Source organism: Mesorhizobium sp. M2E.F.Ca.ET.219.01.1.1 (genome assembly GCF_004016445.2).
Taxonomy (GTDB): Bacteria; Pseudomonadota; Alphaproteobacteria; order Rhizobiales; family Rhizobiaceae; genus Mesorhizobium.
Map to the genome: position 1 here is coordinate 87,780 of NZ_SADT02000001.1, position 18,356 is coordinate 106,135.

Consider the following 18,356-nt stretch of genomic DNA (forward strand, 5'->3'; position numbering starts at 1 on the left):
GACAGGTCAACCGACCATGTCAGCCATCCAGCATCATGTCATGACCGAAGCCACCGGCCTCCTTGGCGAAAAAGGTAGGGCCGGCCCATATCCGAAGCGCATCACGACATCCGGCCTGCGTGTCTCGCCGACAATCGCCGCCAGGTCGGCGCGCAGGCGGGCGACCTCGACAGGCTGATTGATGAAGGCGAGCTTAAGTCCCAGGCTCGTCGCCGCCAAAGCGAAGCGCTGGCATGCCTGGCCGACCCTGATCCAGTGATCGTGGTCCGGCCGCTCGCCAAAGAAGATCGCCACCCCTGCCGATGAGTCGATCTGACGGGCGTATTTCTGATTTTCCTGGGCGACGCTGAACAGCCGGTCCAGGGCGATCCGGCCCAGGCTGGTCGGCAGCACCGGGCTGCCGCTCGCGGCTGAGAAGAGTCCATCGCCTCGAGCCATCGCGCTGCGCGGGTTGAAGCGTATCCACTGCTTCAGTTCATGCATGAATGCGGGGTCGTTCATCTGGTCTTCATTTGCCCGCAAGGACAAGATTCCGCACCTGCTTCATCCGCGCCCGATCCGTGACAAGCGCCAGGCTCACACCCGGTATCGCGGCTGCGCGCTCAAGTTCGGCGAGATCCGCGGCAGGGGTGGCACGGCCATCATATTCGGCACGCGTCGATTGGCGTTTCGGAATGGCGTCGGTCAGCGGATCCGCTTTCGCCTCGCCCATGAGGTAATCGTAACGGATCCCGTTGCCGTCCGCCGTAAGCGAAGCCTCGCCGGTGCGGCCAGTCGCCGCCGCAGCGAGCATGAGATTGGCCGCGGCGCATCCCAGGCTGACATAGAGATGATGATCGTCAGGATCGACGACCGGGGTCCGCCTCTGAAGGTCGGGCCGGATCTCGATTGCATGCTCTTCAAGCTGGAACCGCCAGGGCTGGGTATTATGGCTATTGGCCGCCAAGGTTGCGTAACGGACGACGGCCTCAAGATCGGGCGTCAGGCGGTCACGCAATCCGGCGGCGAAGGCCTCATACTGGGCCATGGATCCGACGGCCGATCGCCAAGCGGCGGCGCCTGAGCCGGCCGCGACAAGCGCGGCGCCTGCGCCCACGAGCATCGTTCGCCTGTTCATCGTGCCCTCTCGAACAAATTCGCAGGCAAGATAGCGGCGGATCGGGAATAGCCCTTGATTTCAATCAAGGCCTTTTGATCGACCGGGGCACGCCTAAGCGGCGCGGCCGTCGAAGCCGAAGACCTCCACCACGGCAAGATCGATGTCCTCGAGACAGTTGATGTTGATATAGGCCGTGCGCTCGCCGCTTTCGCCGACATCCTCGGCGAAAGGGTGGATGCCGCAGGTCCGGCAGAAACGATGCGCGATCGAGCCCTTGCCAAAAGTGTATTTGCCGAGGTCATCGCCCCAGGCGACCAGGCGCAGGCTGCCATGCGGCACCGCCCACAGCAGCGCGCCCTTGCGCGCGCAGATCGAGCAGTTGCAGCGCACCGCGCCGCCGATCTCACCTTTGACCTCGAACGCCACCTTGCCGCAGTGGCAGCTGCCTTTGTACAGCATCAGCATCTTCCCGTCGCTGGCAGGGTGCAAAGGCACACTTGCCGGGTTATCTCTTTGCCGGCCCAACATCGGCCGCCCGCTTAAAAGACGTTGCAATTTTGCAAGGCCCGACATCGAAAATGCAATCCACCCGCGACCGTCTCGAAACCATCCTGTCACGTCTTGCCAATCGCGCGGCCGATGAGCGCGTCTACACGAAGTTCTATGCCGAGGCCGCTCGGGCAGCCGCCGATGCGTCCGACGCTCGCCGCAAAGCCGGCGTCAGCCTTGGCCCGCTCGACGGGCGTATCGTTTCGATCAAGGACCTGTTCGACGTCGCCGGCGAGCCGACAGCGGCCGGGTCGCTGATCCGCGCCGAAGCCGCACCTGCCGCGCGAGATGCGGTGATCGTGCGGAGGCTGCGACAGGCGGGCGCCGTCATCCTCGGCAAGACCAACATGACCGAGTTCGCCTTCACCGCGATCGGCGACAATCTGCGTTACGGCACGCCCGGCAATGCTGCCGACGCCAGGCTGATTCCGGGCGGCTCGTCATCGGGTGCGGGCGTTGCGGTCGGCGAGGGTACAAGCGACATCTCCATCGGTTCGGATACTGGCGGCTCGGTGCGCATTCCGGCCTCGCTCAACGGCGTCGTCGGCTTCAAGCCGACAGCGCGGCGTGTGCCTTTGACCGGCGCCTTTCCGCTGTCGATGACGCTGGATTCGATCGGCCCGCTTGCCCGCAGCGTCGCCGATTGCGCGCTCACCGATGCGATCATGGCGGGAGAAGAGCCGGCGGCGCTTCAGCCGGGCTCGCTCGAGACCTTGCGCATCGGCATCCCGCGCGGCGTGCTGTTCGGCGAGACGCAAGCCGAGGTCGCCGGAGCTTTCGAGGCCTGCCTCGACAGGATCGGGCAGGCCGGCGCAGGCGTCGCCGATGTGTCCATCGACGATCTCGTCGCCGAGATGCGCGCTGCCACCAGACGCAGCACGATCGCGTCGATGGAAGGCGCCGAAGTGCATGCCGATTGGCTGGCGAGCGGAGCCTCGGTGCCCGTCGATCCGCATGTTACCGGGCCGTTGTCGCGCGCGCTGGCGGTTCCCGCCTCGGCCTATATCCGCACGATCCGCCGCCGCGGCGAGCTTGTGGCGGCGATGGCGGGACGGCTGGACGCAGTCGACGTGCTAGCCTTGCCGACCGTGCCGATGGTCGCGCCTTCCATTGCCGCCATGGCCGGGGACGAGGCGTTGCGCGACAGGACCGAAGGCCTGCTCTTGCGCAACACGCAGGTCGCCAACCAGTTCGACCTCTGCGCGATCTCGCTGCCGATGCCGGGCACCAAGCTGCCGGCCGGGTTGATGCTGGTGGGCAAGCATGGGGATGACAGGCGCCTGTTGCGCATTGCGGCCGCTGTCGAGGCGCTGCTGCGCGGGTAATCAGCGCGCCGAGCAGTGCTTGCGCTCGCCGTCCTTGGCGGCGCGCACGACGCGCGTCGCGACCAGCCAAGGCAAGTTGTGGTCCTCGACGCGATGCTGGATCGACCCTCTTACGACGATCTTTCCGGCGTAAAGCTTGTCTGGGAAATCGACCGCGGCCCTATCCAACGGCGGCAATCGGGTCGTGTCGATCACCACGCCCTTGATGACCGCGCCGGTGGTGAGGTCGAGTGCGTCGCCGGAAGGGCAGGGAGCCATCACGCAAGCTATCCCATTGCTGCAGTAGACGTAACTGTTGCTCTCGGCCGTGGCAAGCGAGGGCAATGCCGCGACCAAGGAGGCGGCGACGGCAAGTAACGGGAAGCGACGGCGGGACATGTTTTCAACGTCGCGGAGAATTGGGGCAAAACGGCGATGCTCTACACGTCCATCGGAAAGCGTCGCCGGTAGTGCTCGATCACTTCCGGATTGCGCAGGTTGACCGGCAGCTTGCCGGCCAGCACCAGCAGCGCCTCGCCCGCCGCGCCGACGCCCATGCGCATCATCGATTCCTCGGTGATGCCGGCCATGTGCGGGGTGATGATGACGTTGTCGAAGTCGAAATAGGGATGGTTGGGCGGCAGCGGCTGCGTGGAAAAAACATCGAGCGCCGCACCGCCGATGCGGTCTTCCCGCAAGGCTTCGATCAGCGCCTCGTCATCGACCACCGGGCCGCGCGATACGTTGATCAGCAGCGCGTTGGGCTTCATGCGGGCGATGCGCTCGCGGCTGATTAGCCCTCGCGTCTCCTCCGTCAGCGGGCAGCAGAGCACGATGATGTCGCTTTGCTCGACCAGCGCGTCGATCGACAGGAAGCCGACGCGTTCGGGCGCCGGGCGCAGGCTGCGGGTCGTCGCCACGACATTGAGGTCGAAGCCATGGGCGGCGATATGGCCGACGGCCTGGCCGACCGCGCCGAGGCCGACGATGCCGATGGTCTTGCCGGCAAGCTCGCTGGTCGAATTGGCGTGCTCGCGCCCGGCGAGCCAGCCCTTGGCGCGCAGGTCGCGGTCCATCGCGCGGAAGCGGCGCAATAGGGCAAGCGCTACGAACATCACATGCTCGGCGACCGAGCGGGCGTTGACCGCAGGCACGTTCGCGACCAGCACGCCGGCGGCGGTCGCCGCCTCGAGCGGGATCATGTCCAGCCCGGCGCCGTGGCGGATCGCCGCGCGCAGGTTCGAAGCACCCGCAAACAGTTCCGGCGGCAACTGCGCGCGCACGATGACGATGTCGGCGTCGCGGGCTTCGCTGGTCAGCGTCTTGGGATCGAGCGCGGAAGCGATCACAAGCCGCCCGGCGCCGGCCAGCATGGCCGTGGCGCGTGGATGCAGCGGATGCGTCGACAGGATCTTGCGCATGGGGGGTCCATTTGTTTCACGCAATTCCGGACGGAAAACCGCTTCACACTTTTCCTGGAATTGCTCAAGCCTTTTCGAGCGCCGCGCTTTTCGGCTCCGTTCCGTGGCCTTCGATGATCCCCTTCCAGTAGCTCTCGGCGCCCTGCAAATGGGCGTTCATCAGGGCCTGGGCGAGATTGCCGTCGCGGCGCAGCAGCGCTTCGTAGATCTGGATGTGCTCGGCATGCGAGCGCACTGAGCGTTCGGGATCGTTGAAATAGATCGGCAGGCGCTGCTCGCCCATCAGGTAATAGACACTGCAGATGTTGTGGAAGACGCTGTTCTTGGTCGCGCGCACGATCTCGAGGTGGAACTCGCGGTCCTCCTTGGCGAGGCCTTCGCCGGCGGCAATGCGCTCTTCGGAGGCTTTCAGGATCTCGCGCAGGCGTTCGAAGTTCTCCTCGGTGGCGCGCGAGCAGGCCAATTCGGCCGCTTTGATCTCATGGATCTTGCGCAGCTCGACCGTCTCGTAAATCTGCACCGGATCGAGCGGCAGGCCGGCGCGGGCGAACAGCGCCAGCGCTTCGACGCTTGCCTGCTTGGTGTCGATATAGATTCCGGACTTGGCGCGCCGCTCGACGATGCGCATGGCTTCGAGTATGGCGAGCGCCTCGCGGATCTGGCCGCGGCTGACGCCGAAATGTTCCGCCAGCTCGCGTTCCGACGGCGTACGGCCGGACTCCTTGTCCGAGTTGGAGAAGAGATAGGCGGCGAGTTCCGCGAGAAGGTTCTTTTCTTTCATCGTCAAATACGTTGCGCGTGCGCCTCCAGGAACCGCTCGGAGATGGTGAATCCCAATCCAGGCATTTCAGGGATCGCTATCATACCGTCCTTCGCTTCGACAGTCTGCTCGACCAGGTCGTGGATCATCGGATTGGCGCCGAGCGAATATTCGATGATGAAGGAGGCGGGCGAGGCGGCGCAGATATGCAGCCCGGCGAAGAAGCAGGGCGCGCCGGCCCATAGATGCGGCGCGAAGCGCAGGTTGAAGGCGCTGGCGATGGTGCCGATCCTCATGGCCTCGCTGATGCCGCCGCAAAACGCCGGATCCGGCTGGAAGATGTCGGCCGATTTCAGCACCGCCAGGTCGCGGAAGGCGTAGCGCGTCGCCTCGCTCTCGCCTGTCGCAATCGGCGTCGAGCCCGAGGCGCGCACCTCGGCCATGCCCGGCTTGTCGTCGGCGATCACCGGTTCCTCGAACCAGGCGAGGTCTAGATCGGCGGTGAGGCTGATGAAGCGCTTGGCCTCGGCCACGGTGTAGGTGCCGTGCGCGTCGACCATCAGGTCAACGTCGGGACCGATCGCCTGCCTTGCGGCGCGCACGCGCGCGGCCGACAGATGAGGCGCGCCGTCCATGGCGCCGACGCGCATCTTCAGCGCCTTGAAGCCGCCCTTGGCGATGTAGGATTTCAATTGCTCGCCGATGGCGTCGGGGGAGGCCCAGCCGCCCGAGGCGTAGGCCTGCATGCGCTCGACCTTGCGACCGCCGAGCAGCCGCCATACCGGCTGCCCGAGCGACTTGCCGAGGATGTCCCAGAGCGCGATGTCGACGGCGCTGATCGCCGCCACGCTCATGCCGCGCCGCGCCAGCTGCGGCATGGCATGGCCGGCATGCGCCGCCGTTTCGTGCCGCACGCCGTTGTAGAGCATCTCCCAGATGACGCCGATATCGGCCGGATCACGGCCAATGAGCTGCGGGGCGATCTCGTGGTTGAGCATGTGGACGAGCGCGCCGTAGCTGCCGGCGCTGCCGGCGGCGTTCTTGCCCTCGCCCCAGCCGACCAGGCCGTCATCGGTCTCGATGCGCAAAATGGCGGCGTCGAACGTCGTCACCTGGCCGAAGTCGCTGCGATGCTGCTTCGCGGCTTCGATCGGGACACGGACCCACCAGGCCTGGACGCTTTTGATGCGCATGTTTTCCCTTCGGCCCCTCCGCCCGCCAGGCGGAAGGACAAGCTTTGATCGGAGGTCTACTTGATCAGTGGCAGCAGCGTTTCGGCTGTGATGCGCATCTGGTCAGTGTAGAATTTCTCCGTAAGCACGCTGGAGCCGTGGTCCTGGATGAATTTGAGCTGCTCGGGCGAGATGTCGACCGGATTGCGCTCGACCATCTCCGGATAGGGCGCGGCCGGCGTGCGGTCGACGGGCGCGACGAATTCATTGGTCAGCGCGCCGTCGTAGCCGACGTCCTTCAGCGTGCGCACGATCTTCGGCCAGTCGATCTGGCCAAGGCCGGCGGCGAAGCGGTTGTTGTCGGCGACATGAAAGTCGAACAGCCGCTTTCCGACCTGGCGGATCGCGTCATAGACGTTAAATTCCTCCATGTGGATGTGGTAGGCGTCGAGGCAGACGCCGCATTCGGGGCTCACCGCGTCGGCGAGCGCGAGCGCCTGAGCGCCGCGGTTGAAGAGGTAGGTCTCGAAGCGGTTCAGCGGCTCGATGGCGATCCGGACGCCGACCTTCTTGGCATGGGTGAAGCATTCGCGCGTGGCATCGACCACCCAGCCCCATTCCTCCGCCTCGGTGCCGTCCGGCACCACCTTGCCGACGGTCGCGGGGACCAGCGTGATGATCTCGCCGTCGAGCTCGCTCACCATGGTGAGCACGTCCTTGACGTATTGGACCGACCGCTCGCGCTGGCCCTGGTTCTTGGCGGCGAGGTTGCGTTCGCCCAGCATCAGCGTCACCGAACCCCAGCAGCGGATGCCGTGCTCCTTCAGCAGCGCGCGCGTCTCCTTGGTCTTGTACTGCTCGGGCTCGCCGGAAATCTCGATGGATTCGTAGCCGAACTTCTTGATGCGCTTCAGCGTCACCTCCAGCGGCTCCGCCCGCATCCAATTGTGCGTCGAAAGATGCATGGTCTATCCTTCCCAGAATTCGCCTGTCACTTTTTACCCCGCGACGCCTCAAGAGGCGGCCGCACGTTTCCTCCCCAAGGCGTTGCCAGCATTTTCTTCGAAACTGGTTCGACCAATTGGGCCTTCCATGACCTCTACAGCAAATTTTAATATACGGCAAGGAGCGGGCAGGTGGCACTGATCGTCCTGATCAATGCTATGATTTTACGAGAAAATTTTGCCAAGTTGGCAGCAAGGTTGGCGCCCATTTGAGGCTTTCGGGCGCTTGACCGAATTACGAGATTTGGTAATACCAGAATGGCATGGCGTTTAGATGCCGTCAGGACTGACCAAACAGGCTGGCCCTCGCTCAAATCGGCGCTATGCTTTGGTCGCGAAAACAAGAGAGGGAGGATGCCGATGCCGACGACGATGAAGGGTCCCGGCCTGTTTCTGGCGCAGTTCGCGGGCGACGCCGCACCGTTCAATTCACTGGCCTCGATCACCAAATGGGCGGCCGGCCTCGGCTACAAGGGCGTGCAGATCCCGACCTGGGACGCCCGCCTGTTCGACCTCGAGAAGGCGGCGTCGTCGAAGGCCTATTGCGACGAGGTGAAAGGCATCTGCGCCGATGCCGGCGTCGAGATCACCGAATTGTCGACGCACCTGCAGGGCCAATTGGTGGCGGTGCATCCCGCCTATGACGCGCAGATGGACGGCTTCGCGCCGCCATCGGTGCATAACAACCCCAAGGCGCGCCAGCAATGGGCCGTCGAACAGATGAAGTTCGGCGCCAAAGCGTCGCGCAATCTCGGGCTGAACGCCTCGGTGTCGTTCACCGGCTCGCTGGCCTTCCCCTACCTCTATCCCTTCCCGCAGCGGCCGGCCGGACTGATCGAGGAAGCCTTCGGCGAGCTCGGCAAGCGCTGGAAGCCGATCCTCGATGTCTATGAGGACAATGGCGTCGATGTCGGCTACGAGATCCACCCTTCAGAGGACGTGTTCGACGGCGCGACCTTCGAGATGTTCCTAGACGCGGTCGGCGGCCACAAGCGCTGCAACATCAATTACGACCCGTCGCATTTCCTGCTGCAGCAGCTCGACTATCTCGAATTCATCGACATCTACCACGAGCGGATCAAGGCGTTCCACGTCAAGGATGCCGAGTTCAACCCGACCGGACGGCAGGGCGTCTATTCCGGCTATCAGGGCTGGGTGAACCGAGCGGGCCGCTTCCGTTCGCTTGGCGACGGGCAAGTGGATTTCGGCGGCATCTTCTCAAAACTCACCCAATACAATTACGATTCCTGGGCGGTGCTGGAGTGGGAATGCTGCCTCAAGCATCCCGAGGACGGGGCGGCCGAAGGCGCGCCCTTCATCCAGCATCACATCATCCGGGTGACCGAGAAAGCCTTCGATGATTTCGCCGCCGGCACGACCGACAAGAAGCTGCTGCGCGCGATGATGGGGATTTGACCGCGAATTCTTTGAGAAGATTCGACTGCGGGTCCGGGTGGGATTGAATTCCAGGCCGCGGCGGACCCTGATACCCGCCCGACGCTGCGCGTCGGTCCCTCTTCGCAAGGGGGAGGGTGAGGAGCCTAGAGGAGAGGACGAAAATGGTCGGCGCATCGAAGTCGGAAACGGGAGGCGGCCCGATCCGCTACGGCATGGTTGGCGGCGGGCAGGGCGCCTTCATCGGCGCGGTGCATCGCATCGCGGCGCGCATGGACAACGACTTCGTGCTGGTGGCCGGCGCGCTGTCGTCGAACCCGGAACGGGCAAAGGCCTCGGCCGAGGAACTCGGGCTCGATCCGGCACGCAGCTACGGCTCCTATGCCGAGATGGCAAAGGCCGAAGCCAAGCGTCCCGACGGCATCGAGGCGGTGGCCATCGTCACGCCCAACAACGTGCATGTGCCGGCGGCCAAGGCCTTCCTCGAGGCCGGTATCCACGTTATCTGCGACAAGCCGCTGGCGACTTCGCTGGCCGAGGCGAAGAAGCTTGCCGCCCTGGTCGAGAAGGCCGGCAAGGTGTTCGTGCTTACCCACAATTACACCGCCTATCCGATGATCCGCCAGGCGCGCGAGATGGTGGCCAAGGGCCAGCTCGGCGACATCCGCATCGTGCAGTCGGAATATCCGCAGGACTGGCTGACCGAGGACCTCGCCGCCACCGGCCAGAAGCAGGCCTCGTGGCGCTCCGATCCGAAGCAGGCCGGCGCCGGCGGCGCGCTGGGCGACATCGGCACGCATGCCTATAACCTTGCCCGCTTCGTCTCGGGGCTCGAGCTGGATTCGCTGTCGGCCGATCTCGACGCCTTCGTGCCGGGCCGCCAGCTCGACGACAATGTCAATGTCATGCTGCGCTTCAAGCCGGTCGGCAACAAGCATCCGGCCAAGGGCATGATCTGGGCAAGCCAGGTGGCGCCCGGCCATGAGAACGGGCTGAAGCTGCGCATCTATGGCTCGAAGGGCGGGTTGGAATGGGTGCAGGCCGACCCGAACTATCTCTGGTACACGCCGTTCGGCCAGCCGAAGCAGCTGCTCACTCGGGCTGGCGCCGGCGCGATGCCGGTGGCCGCGCGTGTGACCCGCGTGCCGTCCGGCCATCCGGAAGGCTATCTCGAAGGCTTTGCCAACATCTATCAGGAGGCCGCCCGCGCCATCCGCGCGGCGCGCAGGAAGGGTGGCAAGCCGGGGAAGGATGTGGTCTTCCCGACGATCGCGGACGGCGTCGAAGGCATGGCCTTCATCGAGGCCTGCGTGAAGTCGTCGAAGAAGAATGGGGCGTGGACGAAACTGTAGTCAGCGGCGGCGCCCCCTCACCCGGATTGCCAACCGAATTGCGAAGGGCAATTCGGGGCAATCCGACCTCTCCCCGAGGGGAGAGGAGCAGGTAAGCGCCGGCGCCGACCTCTTCTCCCTCTCGGGGAGAAGGTGGCCGCGAAGCGGCCGGATGAGGTGGCCCGCCAACGCAAGCGGCTGGCCGCAAGGTGGGGAGGGGGTGTCGATGAAAATCGGCATGTGCATGTTCTTGTGGACCACCAGCGTCTCGAAGAAGCACGAGCCGCTGTTGAAGGACATCAAGGCGACCGGTTTCGACGGCGTCGAGATACCGGTCTTTGCGGGCTCGCCGGACGACTACAAGAAACTCGGCGAAATGCTCGACCGCATCGGCCTGGAGCGCACCGCGGTCTCGGCGATGGGCGATCCGGCGATGAACCTGATCTCGCCGGATGCCGCGACGCGCAAGGCCGGCATCGACTACATGAAATGGGCAATCGACTGCAGCACTGCCCTTGGCGCCAACACGCTGAGCGGGCCGCTGCATTCGACGCTCGGCGCCTTTTCCGGCAGCGGGCCGACGGCTGCCGAGAAGAAGCGCTCGATCGCCTCGCAGCGCGCCATCGGCGACCATGCCGGCAAGAAGGGCGTGACCATCGGGCTCGAAGCGCTCAACCGCTTCGAATGCTATCTGGTCAACACCATGGCCGACCTGTCGGAGCACATCGACGCGATCGACCGGCCGCACATCAAGGCGATGTACGACACTTTCCATGCCAATATCGAGGAGGCCGATCCGATCGGCGCCTATACGAAGCATCGCCGGAATATCGTTCATATACACATTTCGGAGAACGACCGCGGCGTGCCGGGGCGCGGCAACATTCCGTGGAAGGAGACTTTCTCCGCCATCCGCAAGAGTGGCTATGACGATTGGCTGACGATCGAGTCGTTTGGCCGCTCGCTGAAGGACCTGGCCGCGGCGACCAAGGTGTGGCGCGATTTCGCGGAGAGCCCGGAGGCGGTTTACCGCGAGGGGTACAGGCATATCAGGGACGGGTGGAAGGCTGCCGCGTAGGCGCCTCTCCGTTCGTCATCCACGGGCGGAGCGGGAGCGAAGCGGACGCGGAGACCCGAGGATCCATTCCGTGACGTCGACGCTCCGCGACGATGCAGAATTCTGCACCGCTGCATTCTCCGGGTCAGGGAACGGAATGGATCCTCGGGTCAAGCCCGAGGATGACGAAGGTAGGGCTACCCCCGCTCGGCCTGCAGCCGATTATAATCATGCAGCGTGCGGCTCAGTCTTCGGCGCAGGAAGTTCGAGATGTTGTCGAAGATGAAAACGACGAGCAGCGTCAAGAGCACCATGTAGAAGACGTTGGCCCAGTTCGAATTGGTGCGCATCGCTTCCCACAGCTTCAGGCCGATGCCGCCGGCGCCGACGGCGCCGATGATGGTGGCGCCGCGGGTGTTGGATTCCCACTGGTAGAGCGTCTGGCTGATGAAGACCGGCACCACTTCCGGCAGCACGCCGTAGCGTTGCACCAAAATCTCGTTGGCGCCGGTCGAGAGCACGCCTTCGCGCGGCTTGTCGTCGATGTTCTCAAGCGCCTCCGAATAGGTTTTGCCAAGCGTGCCGATCTCGGTGAAGAAGATCGCAGCGCTGCCGGCCAGCGGTCCGGGGCCGAAGGCGCGGGTGAAGAACAGCGCCCAGATCAGCATGTCGACCGAGCGCATGAAATCGAAGAAGCGCTTCAGCACCTGGCTCAGAACGCCGGTCGGCGTGATGTTGCGGGCGGCGAAGAAGGCGAGCGGGAAGGCGACGATGCCGCCGAGCAATGTGCCGAGGAAGGCCATGACGATGGTCTGCAGCAGCTTCGTCCAGACATCGCCGTGCTGCCACTGCGCGTTGTTCCAGAAATTGTCGGCGGCCAGAGCAAGGTTCGATGTGCCGGGCTTGAGTTCCGGCCCGGAGACGATCAGCGAGATGACCTCGCCATATGATTTGCCGAAGAAAGGCGAGCGCGTGTCGAAGACGAAGTTGGCCCAGCCGAGAAAGCGCTTGCGGATCTTGACGCGGTCGACTGTGACGCGCACCTCGCCGACAAAGCCAAGCTTGGCGACGACCTCGTCGTCATGGACCGTCACCCAGTCGGGTACCGGACCCGTGATCACCGGCTTGCCGCCGGTCAGCGATATCGGCACGGTCACGCCGTTGGCCGTGATCGTCGCCCTGGTCTTGTCGAAGGTGACGGATTTGGCGCTGCCGTCGATCTGCACGGTGTAAGTGCCGTCGGGATTCTTGATCACCCAGTCCGGGTTGGGGTTTTCCCCGAGCGCGGAGAAGCGCGGGTATTTCGGCGTGATCTCGGGCTGGTCGAGACGGAACTCCGGCTGCAGGTCGTAGCTGATCCATTGCGACAGGAAGAGCGGCAGGCGCTCCCAATGCGACTCGCGCAGCACCTGCGGCAGGCTGAAGAACCACAAGGCATAGCCAAGATAGAGCACTGTGCCGGCGATGAGCAGCAGCGGCCAGAAGCGCTTGTAGGCCGGCCGCTGGAAGATCTGTGGATGACGGTTTTCGATCGCGCTGACTTCGTCGACAGTCATAGCCATATCAGGCGCTCATCAGAAATGCCTGCTCGCCGACAAGCTTGCGGCGTAGCCAGGCGGAGAACTGGTCGACGAGGATGATGGTGATGAAGAGCAGGAGCACCAGCGCCAGCGTCTTGGCGCCGAAGCCGCGCGAGATGGCAAGTTTCAATTCCTCGCCGATGCCGCCGCCGCCGACCGCGCCCATGATGGTCGAGATGCGCACATTGATCTCGATTCTCAGCAGCGTGTAGGACATGAAATTGGGCAGCACCTGCGGCAGGTCGGCAAAGCGCACGCGCTCGAACCAGTTGGCGCCGACGGCGCGCAGGCCTTCCTCCGGGCGCATGTCGATGTTCTCGTTGATCTCATAGAACAGCTTGCCCAGCGCGCCGATCGAATGCAGGCCGATGGCGATGATGGCGGCGACGGGGCCGATCGAGACGATGGCCGCGAACACGCCGGCAATAACGATCTCTGGGAAGGCGCGCAGCAATTCCATGAAGCGCTTGACGACGAGCCGCAGGGCCGGGCTCGGCGTCAGGTTGCGCGCGGCGATGAAGGAGAATGGAACGGCGAAGACGAAGCCGATGAAGGTCGAGACCAGCGCCACGTTCACCGTGGTCAGCATCAGCTCGAAATATTCGGGGATGTAGAAGCCGCCCCAGACATAGACGCGGCCGAGCGGGAAGTTGAATTCCTGCGTGCCCTTGTCGCTGGGCGAAGCGATGTCGAACAGCGCCCGCCAGACATCGTTCCAATCCTTCGGGATCAGCCAGCTCAGGAAATCGAGGATATGCGGCAGGCGGTCGAAGAAGTGGCCGGCATTGGCCTCGTCGGCGAACCACATGGTCGCGAACATGGCGACAAGCAGCAGGCCGACGCCAAGCGCGGTGTAGAAGCGGCGCAGCGATGTCTGGCGCCGCCAGGCGTCGGCCTGCTGGCGGGTGGCGTCGGAATGAAGTGTCGCTGATGTCATGATCGGGACATGCAAAAAGGGCGGCGCCGACGCATCGGCCCGAAAATCGAAGTCCGATTTTCGGAGAGTCCGATGCGGCAATCCAAAGTGCCAAAGCGTACTTTGTGCGTCCAAGTGGACGCACGTCGCTTTGGTGAGCGCCGCCCTTTTCCTGATGCCTTTAGCCGCCGATAGCGGCTTTGCGGGCTTCGACGATGACGTTGTAGAAGTCCGGCTTCACGGGCACGTAGCCGGTGAAGTCGCCGCCTTCGACGCCTTCGAAGCAGGCCTTGTCCTTGGCCGGCAGGGCGGTGAAGAAGGCGGTGAGCTTGGCGGTCATGTCGTCGCCCAGCGCGGTGCGGACAACCAGCGGACCGTTCGGGATCAGGCCCGAGCGCCACACTTCGACGAAGTCGTTCGGGTCGACGGCGCCCTTGGCGACTTCCTTGTGGAAGGTGCCGGAAGTGTAGCCGTTCTTGAAGTCGCCGATGCCCGAGGAATCGTCCACGGCAACGTCGACTTTGCCGTCGCGCACGGCCAGCACGTTGTTCTCATGGCCGCCGTTGAACTGGGTCGAGGCGAAATAAGTCTCGTTGGAAGCGCCGGTGTCCTTCGGAATCTGGGTCAGCGGGATCAGATAGCCCGAGGTCGAGTCCGGATCGGCATAGCCGAGCTTCTTGCCCTTGGCCGACTTGATGTCGGTGATGCCGGAGGTCTTCAGCGCCAGGCCAACCGAATAATAGCCCGTCGAGCCATCGGTCTGCTGGGTGGTCAGGATCGGAGTGACGGCCTTCGGGTCCTTCAGATAGACGCTGGCGTAGCCGGACGCGCCGAGCTCGGCGAAGTCGAGCGTGCCGCCGAGCAGGCCCTGGATGACGCCGTCATAGTCGGCGGCCGGGAACAGCGACACCTTCTCGAAGCCGAATTCCGACTTCAGGTGATCGGCGAGGCACTGATAGTTGCGCAGACGGTCGGTCTCATTCTCGCCGCCGAGGATGCCGACGCGGAATTCCTTGATATCAGCGGCGTGCGCGGCACTGGCCGCCATGGCGAGCAGCGAAACCGCTCCAAAAACCATCTTCCTGAACATTTGCTCTCTCTCTCTCTCTCCTGTTGTTCCGGCTGCGCGCCGGCGGCGTTCTGATTTTTCAAGTCTTGCCTTTGACGCTGGCGGGCGATCCGGGTTGCTCTGCCGAAATCCACGATTTGCCGGGACCGACTGGGGTCGGGGCGATGGACTCAGTAGCCAGGGAAGGCGGGCTCGAGCGGTCCGGCGGATGCGGTGATCTTCGGCCTGACGGTCACGCTGGTCGACGTGATTGCCTCGGAAATCTCGGCGCCGCTGGCATCGGCGCCATAGACGGTGCGCACGGCGTCGCGGTCGAGGTCTTCCGGGGCGCCGTCGAAGACGACCTTGCCGGCGGCCATGCCGATGATGCGGTTGCAATAGGCGCGCGCGGTGTCCAGCGTGTGCAGATTGGTGACGACGGTGATGCCTTCGCGCAGATTGATGTCGCGCAGCGAATCCATCACCACCTTGGCGTTGAGCGGGTCGAGCGAGGCGATCGGCTCGTCGGCCAGAAGCACTTTCGGCTGCTGCATCATGGCGCGGGCGATCGCGACACGCTGTTGCTGGCCTCCGGACAGAGTGCCGGCCGGCTGCAGCGCGGTACGGGCGATGTCGAGGCGCTCGAGCGCGGCCACCGCCTCGGCGCATTCGGTGCGCGTGAACATGCCGAGCAGGTTGGAAACCGTCGAGCGATGGTTGAGGCGGCCGAGCAGCACGTTGGTCAAGACGTCGAGGCGCGGCACGAGGTTGAACTGTTGGAAGATCATGGCGCAGTCGCGCTGCCAGCGGCGCAGCGGCGATCCCTGCAGGCTGGAGACCTCGGCGCCGTCAAAAAAAATCGACCCCTGGCTGGGATCGATGAGACGATTGATCATGCGCAGCAACGTCGACTTGCCGGCGCCGGAGCGGCCGATGATGCCGACCATCTGCCCGCGCGTGATCGAGATGTTGATGTCGCTGACAGCGGTGTTCTTGCCAAATCGTCGGGTTACGCCGCGGATTTCGAGCGTGGCCGATGATGCTGACATACCAAAACTCCAGTCCGTCGCGGTTTTGCAGGTCTGTTAGCCTTCGCTAGCGCAGCCCGATGAAGCTGGGGTGTCGGATTGATGTCAGTTTTGTTACGAGTCACAGGCTTGTGGGGTTAATTCCCAGCACAGGGATTTTGATCGGGCCGGCTATGTTTTTGTTGGGCAGGTGGCATGCCTTGGAGATTGGCTAAAAGGCCCATCCCGTCGTCATCCACGGGCGGAGCAAGGAGCGCAGCGACGCGCGAAGACCCGAGGATCCATTCCGTGACGCATGAGCGCTGCCGCGGTGCAGAATTCTGCTCCGCCGCACTCTTCGATCAGGGTCACGGAATGGATCCCAGGGTCTCCGCGACGCCGCTTCGCGGCTGCTCCGCCCAGGGATGACGAGGTTGGAGGGCTTCAGCCAATCCCCGGCGTTTGCGCTGATTTCACGGAAACGAACGGTGAAATCCCGCCGAAGCGGCAACCTCCAAAATCCCTGCGCAGACCACTAGCCAAGCACCAGCAATTCCTCGAAATGCTTCATGTCCTTGAAGCTGCAGAAGGCCGGAGCCTTCAGCTCGATCACCGGAGCATCGCGGTCGAGGAACGACAGGCAGTCATCAAACAGGTCCTGCCAGGCCGCGGCCCGCTCGTCGGCGAGGCGGCGGAGCTGGTAGGCGAAGGTGATGTGGAAGACATAGGTGTCGTGATCCGGATGGCGGTAGCCGAATGGCACGGATAGCGCATCGCGCCAGGCTTTCAGGACCTGTCGATCTTCTTGGGTGGCGCCGGCGACGGTCAGGCCGGTCGGCACGACTTCGACAATTTTGGCCTTGAAGGGGCCGCGACCCTCGAAACCCCGCAGGCGGTCGAGATAGAGCCGGGTCATGTCGTCGATGCCGGTGTCGAGCGGTACGTCGGCGGGCCAATAGGGGAGGCGACGCCGGTATTCGATGATGCCCTGGAAGAGCGTCATGTGGAGGCTTGAGATCGGGGTGAGGGCGAGGCGATCGGCATCCGGCATGGCGAGCATGCGCTCGCGCACCTCGACAATTGCTGCTTGCGAAGGCGAGCCTTCGACCAGATGGCAGACGACGGTGTTGCCCGGCTCGGGGAGGAAGTTGCCCGACGCGTCGTAACGAGTGCCGAGATGGATCGGCGGCTTCGGATTAGAGCCTTCGAAGAATCCGGCGAGCGAGGGTCTAACTGTGGCGAGCATGGCGATCTCCTGGGGGAGATCGGCTCTTGTCCGAGTCATGTGTCAAGGATGTGAATGGTGAATGGTGAATGGTGAATGGTGAATGGTGAATGGTGAGAAAGAAGGGCTTCGTTGCCATTCACTATTGACCATTCACCATTCCCTGAAATCAGCCGCCGTGTTTCTCCAGGAACGCCTCGGCCGACAGCTCACGAAAATCGTCGAGGGCGGCGCGCAGCCTTGCATGGTCCCAGTCCCACCAGGCTAAAGCCTGGTAGCGCTCGGCGGTGCGGCGGTCGAAGCGCTCGCGGATCGGTTTTGCCGGCACGCCGCCGACGATCGTGTAGGGCGCGACGTCCTTCGACACCACCGCGCCGGCGCCGACCGCCGCGCCGTCGCCGACGGTGACGCCTGGCAGGATGGTCGAGCCGTGGCCGAGCCAGGTGTCGTGGCCGATGGTGACGCGTTTGGCACGGCGCTGAGCGAAGAACTCGCTCTCATGCTCGGCGTCGTTCCAATAATCCGAGGCGCGGTAGGTGAAGTGGTGCAGTGTCGGACGCGAAACCGGGTGGTTCGTGGCGTTGATGCGCACGCTCGCCGCGATGTTGGAGAACTTGCCGATGGTGGCGCACCAGACGGCGCAGTCCTGCATCATGTAGGAGTAGTCGCCGAGCTCGCATTCGGCGACACGGCTGCGCTCGGCGATTTCGGTCCAGCGGCCGAGGGTCGAGTTTTCGACCTGCGCCGTCGGATGGATCAGCGGCGTATCCGAAAGCTTCTTCATGCGGCGATCTTTCCGGCGGCGAAGGCGGTGACGTCGATGACGCGATCGGCGACTGCGTCGCGCACGTCGAGGTCATGGAAGATGCCAAGCAAGGCGACGCCCGCCGCCTTTTTCGCTGCGATGAGCTCGACCACGACATCGCGGTTCCTGGCGTCAAGCGAAGCGGTCGGCTCGTCGAGCAAAAGGATCGGATGCTCGGTGATGAAGCCGCGCGCGATGTTGACGCGCTGCTGCTCGCCGCCGGAGAAGGTCGCCGGCGGCAGCGCCCAGAGTTTTTCGGGCAGGTTGAGCTGAGCAAGCAGGGAGCGAGCCTTCGCCCGCGCGGTCTCGCGATCCTCGCCGCGCTCGACCAGCGGTTCGGCGACGACGTCGAGCGCCGAGACGCGCGGCACGGTACGCAGGAACTGGCTGACATAGCCGATGGTGTGGCGGCGCACGGAAAGCACGGTGCGCGGGCTGGCGGAGGCGAGGTCGATCAACCCGCCGCCATGCTGGACGATGATCTGGCCTTCATCGACGGCATAGTTGCCGTAGAGCATCTTCAGGATCGAGCTTTTTCCCGCACCGGATGGGCCGCCGAGTACCGCGCATTCGCCGGCGCGGATCGAGAAGGAAACGCCAGTCACCACCGGCAGCGTGACGCCGTCGCGCAGATGCATGGTAAAGCTCTTGGCGACGTCCGAGACAACGAGAGGCGTAGCCAT

At 64.2% G+C, this 18,356-nt stretch carries 19 protein-coding genes; 4 read left to right on the forward strand and 15 right to left on the reverse strand.

Annotated elements, in window-relative coordinates:
• Positions 1-33 precede the first annotated feature (33 nt).
• From EN862_RS37485 to EN862_RS00335, 3 genes are all read right to left on the reverse strand, one after another.
• Entirely contained in the window at positions 34-501 is a 468-nt protein-coding gene (locus tag EN862_RS37485) for a hypothetical protein (protein WP_348632053.1), read from the reverse strand.
• A gap of 7 nt (positions 502-508) precedes the next feature.
• The gene (locus EN862_RS37490; RefSeq protein WP_348632054.1) at positions 509-1,027 is read right to left on the reverse strand and encodes a hypothetical protein; all 519 of its coding nucleotides are present in this window, start codon (positions 1,025-1,027) and stop codon (positions 509-511) included.
• 183 nt (positions 1,028-1,210) lie between these two features.
• On the reverse strand, positions 1,211-1,558 hold the full coding sequence (locus tag EN862_RS00335) for a GFA family protein (protein WP_127868311.1): 348 nt from the start codon (positions 1,556-1,558) through the stop codon (positions 1,211-1,213).
• A gap of 119 nt (positions 1,559-1,677) precedes the next feature.
• Between EN862_RS00335 and EN862_RS00340 the strand changes: the two genes are divergently transcribed.
• Positions 1,678-2,973 (forward strand): amidase, encoded by a 1,296-nt coding sequence (locus EN862_RS00340; RefSeq protein ID WP_127868312.1) that lies wholly within the window; start codon positions 1,678-1,680, stop codon positions 2,971-2,973.
• Here EN862_RS00340 and EN862_RS00345 read toward each other — a convergent pair whose 3' ends face one another.
• The 5 genes from EN862_RS00345 to EN862_RS00365 form a co-directional block, all read right to left on the reverse strand.
• On the reverse strand, positions 2,974-3,234 hold the full coding sequence (locus EN862_RS00345) for a hypothetical protein (protein WP_245519454.1): 261 nt from the start codon (positions 3,232-3,234) through the stop codon (positions 2,974-2,976).
• A gap of 158 nt (positions 3,235-3,392) precedes the next feature.
• A complete protein-coding gene (locus tag EN862_RS00350; RefSeq protein ID WP_127868314.1) occupies positions 3,393-4,373 on the reverse strand; it encodes a hydroxyacid dehydrogenase in 981 nt (326 codons plus the stop codon).
• 64 nt (positions 4,374-4,437) lie between these two features.
• A complete protein-coding gene (locus EN862_RS00355) occupies positions 4,438-5,154 on the reverse strand; it encodes a FadR/GntR family transcriptional regulator (protein ID WP_127868315.1) in 717 nt (238 codons plus the stop codon).
• A 2-nt stretch (positions 5,155-5,156) separates the two neighbouring features.
• Positions 5,157-6,326, reverse strand: coding sequence for a mandelate racemase/muconate lactonizing enzyme family protein (locus EN862_RS00360; protein ID WP_127868316.1), 1,170 nt, complete (start codon positions 6,324-6,326; stop codon positions 5,157-5,159).
• 56 nt (positions 6,327-6,382) lie between these two features.
• Positions 6,383-7,270, reverse strand: a complete 888-nt coding sequence (locus EN862_RS00365) for a sugar phosphate isomerase/epimerase (RefSeq protein WP_127868317.1) — start codon at positions 7,268-7,270, stop codon at positions 6,383-6,385.
• Between the two features lie 399 nt (positions 7,271-7,669).
• On the opposite strand from EN862_RS00365, the gene EN862_RS00370 reads away from it, so the two are divergent.
• From EN862_RS00370 to EN862_RS00380, 3 genes are all read left to right on the forward strand, one after another.
• On the forward strand, positions 7,670-8,725 hold the full coding sequence (locus EN862_RS00370) for a sugar phosphate isomerase/epimerase (RefSeq protein WP_127868318.1): 1,056 nt from the start codon (positions 7,670-7,672) through the stop codon (positions 8,723-8,725).
• Positions 8,726-8,868: 143 nt separating this feature from the next.
• Complete coding sequence (locus tag EN862_RS00375; protein ID WP_127868319.1) at positions 8,869-10,056, forward strand: Gfo/Idh/MocA family oxidoreductase; 1,188 nt, start codon at positions 8,869-8,871, stop codon at positions 10,054-10,056.
• A gap of 205 nt (positions 10,057-10,261) precedes the next feature.
• Positions 10,262-11,113 carry a sugar phosphate isomerase/epimerase gene (locus EN862_RS00380; RefSeq protein ID WP_127868320.1) on the forward strand — a complete coding sequence of 284 codons (852 nt, stop codon included), beginning with the start codon at positions 10,262-10,264 and terminating at the stop codon, positions 11,111-11,113.
• 176 nt (positions 11,114-11,289) lie between these two features.
• On the opposite strand, the gene phnE (EN862_RS00385) is transcribed toward EN862_RS00380, so the two are convergent.
• The 7 genes from phnE (EN862_RS00385) to phnL form a co-directional block, all read right to left on the reverse strand.
• Entirely contained in the window at positions 11,290-12,648 is a 1,359-nt protein-coding gene (phnE, locus tag EN862_RS00385; RefSeq protein ID WP_189401109.1) for a phosphonate ABC transporter, permease protein PhnE, read from the reverse strand.
• A 7-nt stretch (positions 12,649-12,655) separates the two neighbouring features.
• Positions 12,656-13,609, reverse strand: coding sequence for a phosphonate ABC transporter, permease protein PhnE (gene phnE / locus EN862_RS00390; protein ID WP_127868322.1), 954 nt, complete (start codon positions 13,607-13,609; stop codon positions 12,656-12,658).
• 160 nt (positions 13,610-13,769) lie between these two features.
• Entirely contained in the window at positions 13,770-14,678 is a 909-nt protein-coding gene (phnD, locus tag EN862_RS00395) for a phosphonate ABC transporter substrate-binding protein (RefSeq protein WP_127868323.1), read from the reverse strand.
• Between the two features lie 149 nt (positions 14,679-14,827).
• Positions 14,828-15,685, reverse strand: coding sequence for a phosphonate ABC transporter ATP-binding protein (gene phnC / locus EN862_RS00400; protein ID WP_127868324.1), 858 nt, complete (start codon positions 15,683-15,685; stop codon positions 14,828-14,830).
• A gap of 493 nt (positions 15,686-16,178) precedes the next feature.
• Positions 16,179-16,889 carry a DUF1868 domain-containing protein gene (locus tag EN862_RS00405; RefSeq protein WP_127868325.1) on the reverse strand — a complete coding sequence of 237 codons (711 nt, stop codon included), beginning with the start codon at positions 16,887-16,889 and terminating at the stop codon, positions 16,179-16,181.
• 148 nt (positions 16,890-17,037) lie between these two features.
• Complete coding sequence (locus EN862_RS00410; protein WP_127868326.1) at positions 17,038-17,652, reverse strand: DapH/DapD/GlmU-related protein; 615 nt, start codon at positions 17,650-17,652, stop codon at positions 17,038-17,040.
• Positions 17,649-18,356, reverse strand: a complete 708-nt coding sequence (gene phnL, locus EN862_RS00415) for a phosphonate C-P lyase system protein PhnL (protein WP_127868327.1) — start codon at positions 18,354-18,356, stop codon at positions 17,649-17,651. The genes EN862_RS00410 and phnL overlap by 4 nt, the downstream gene beginning before the upstream one ends.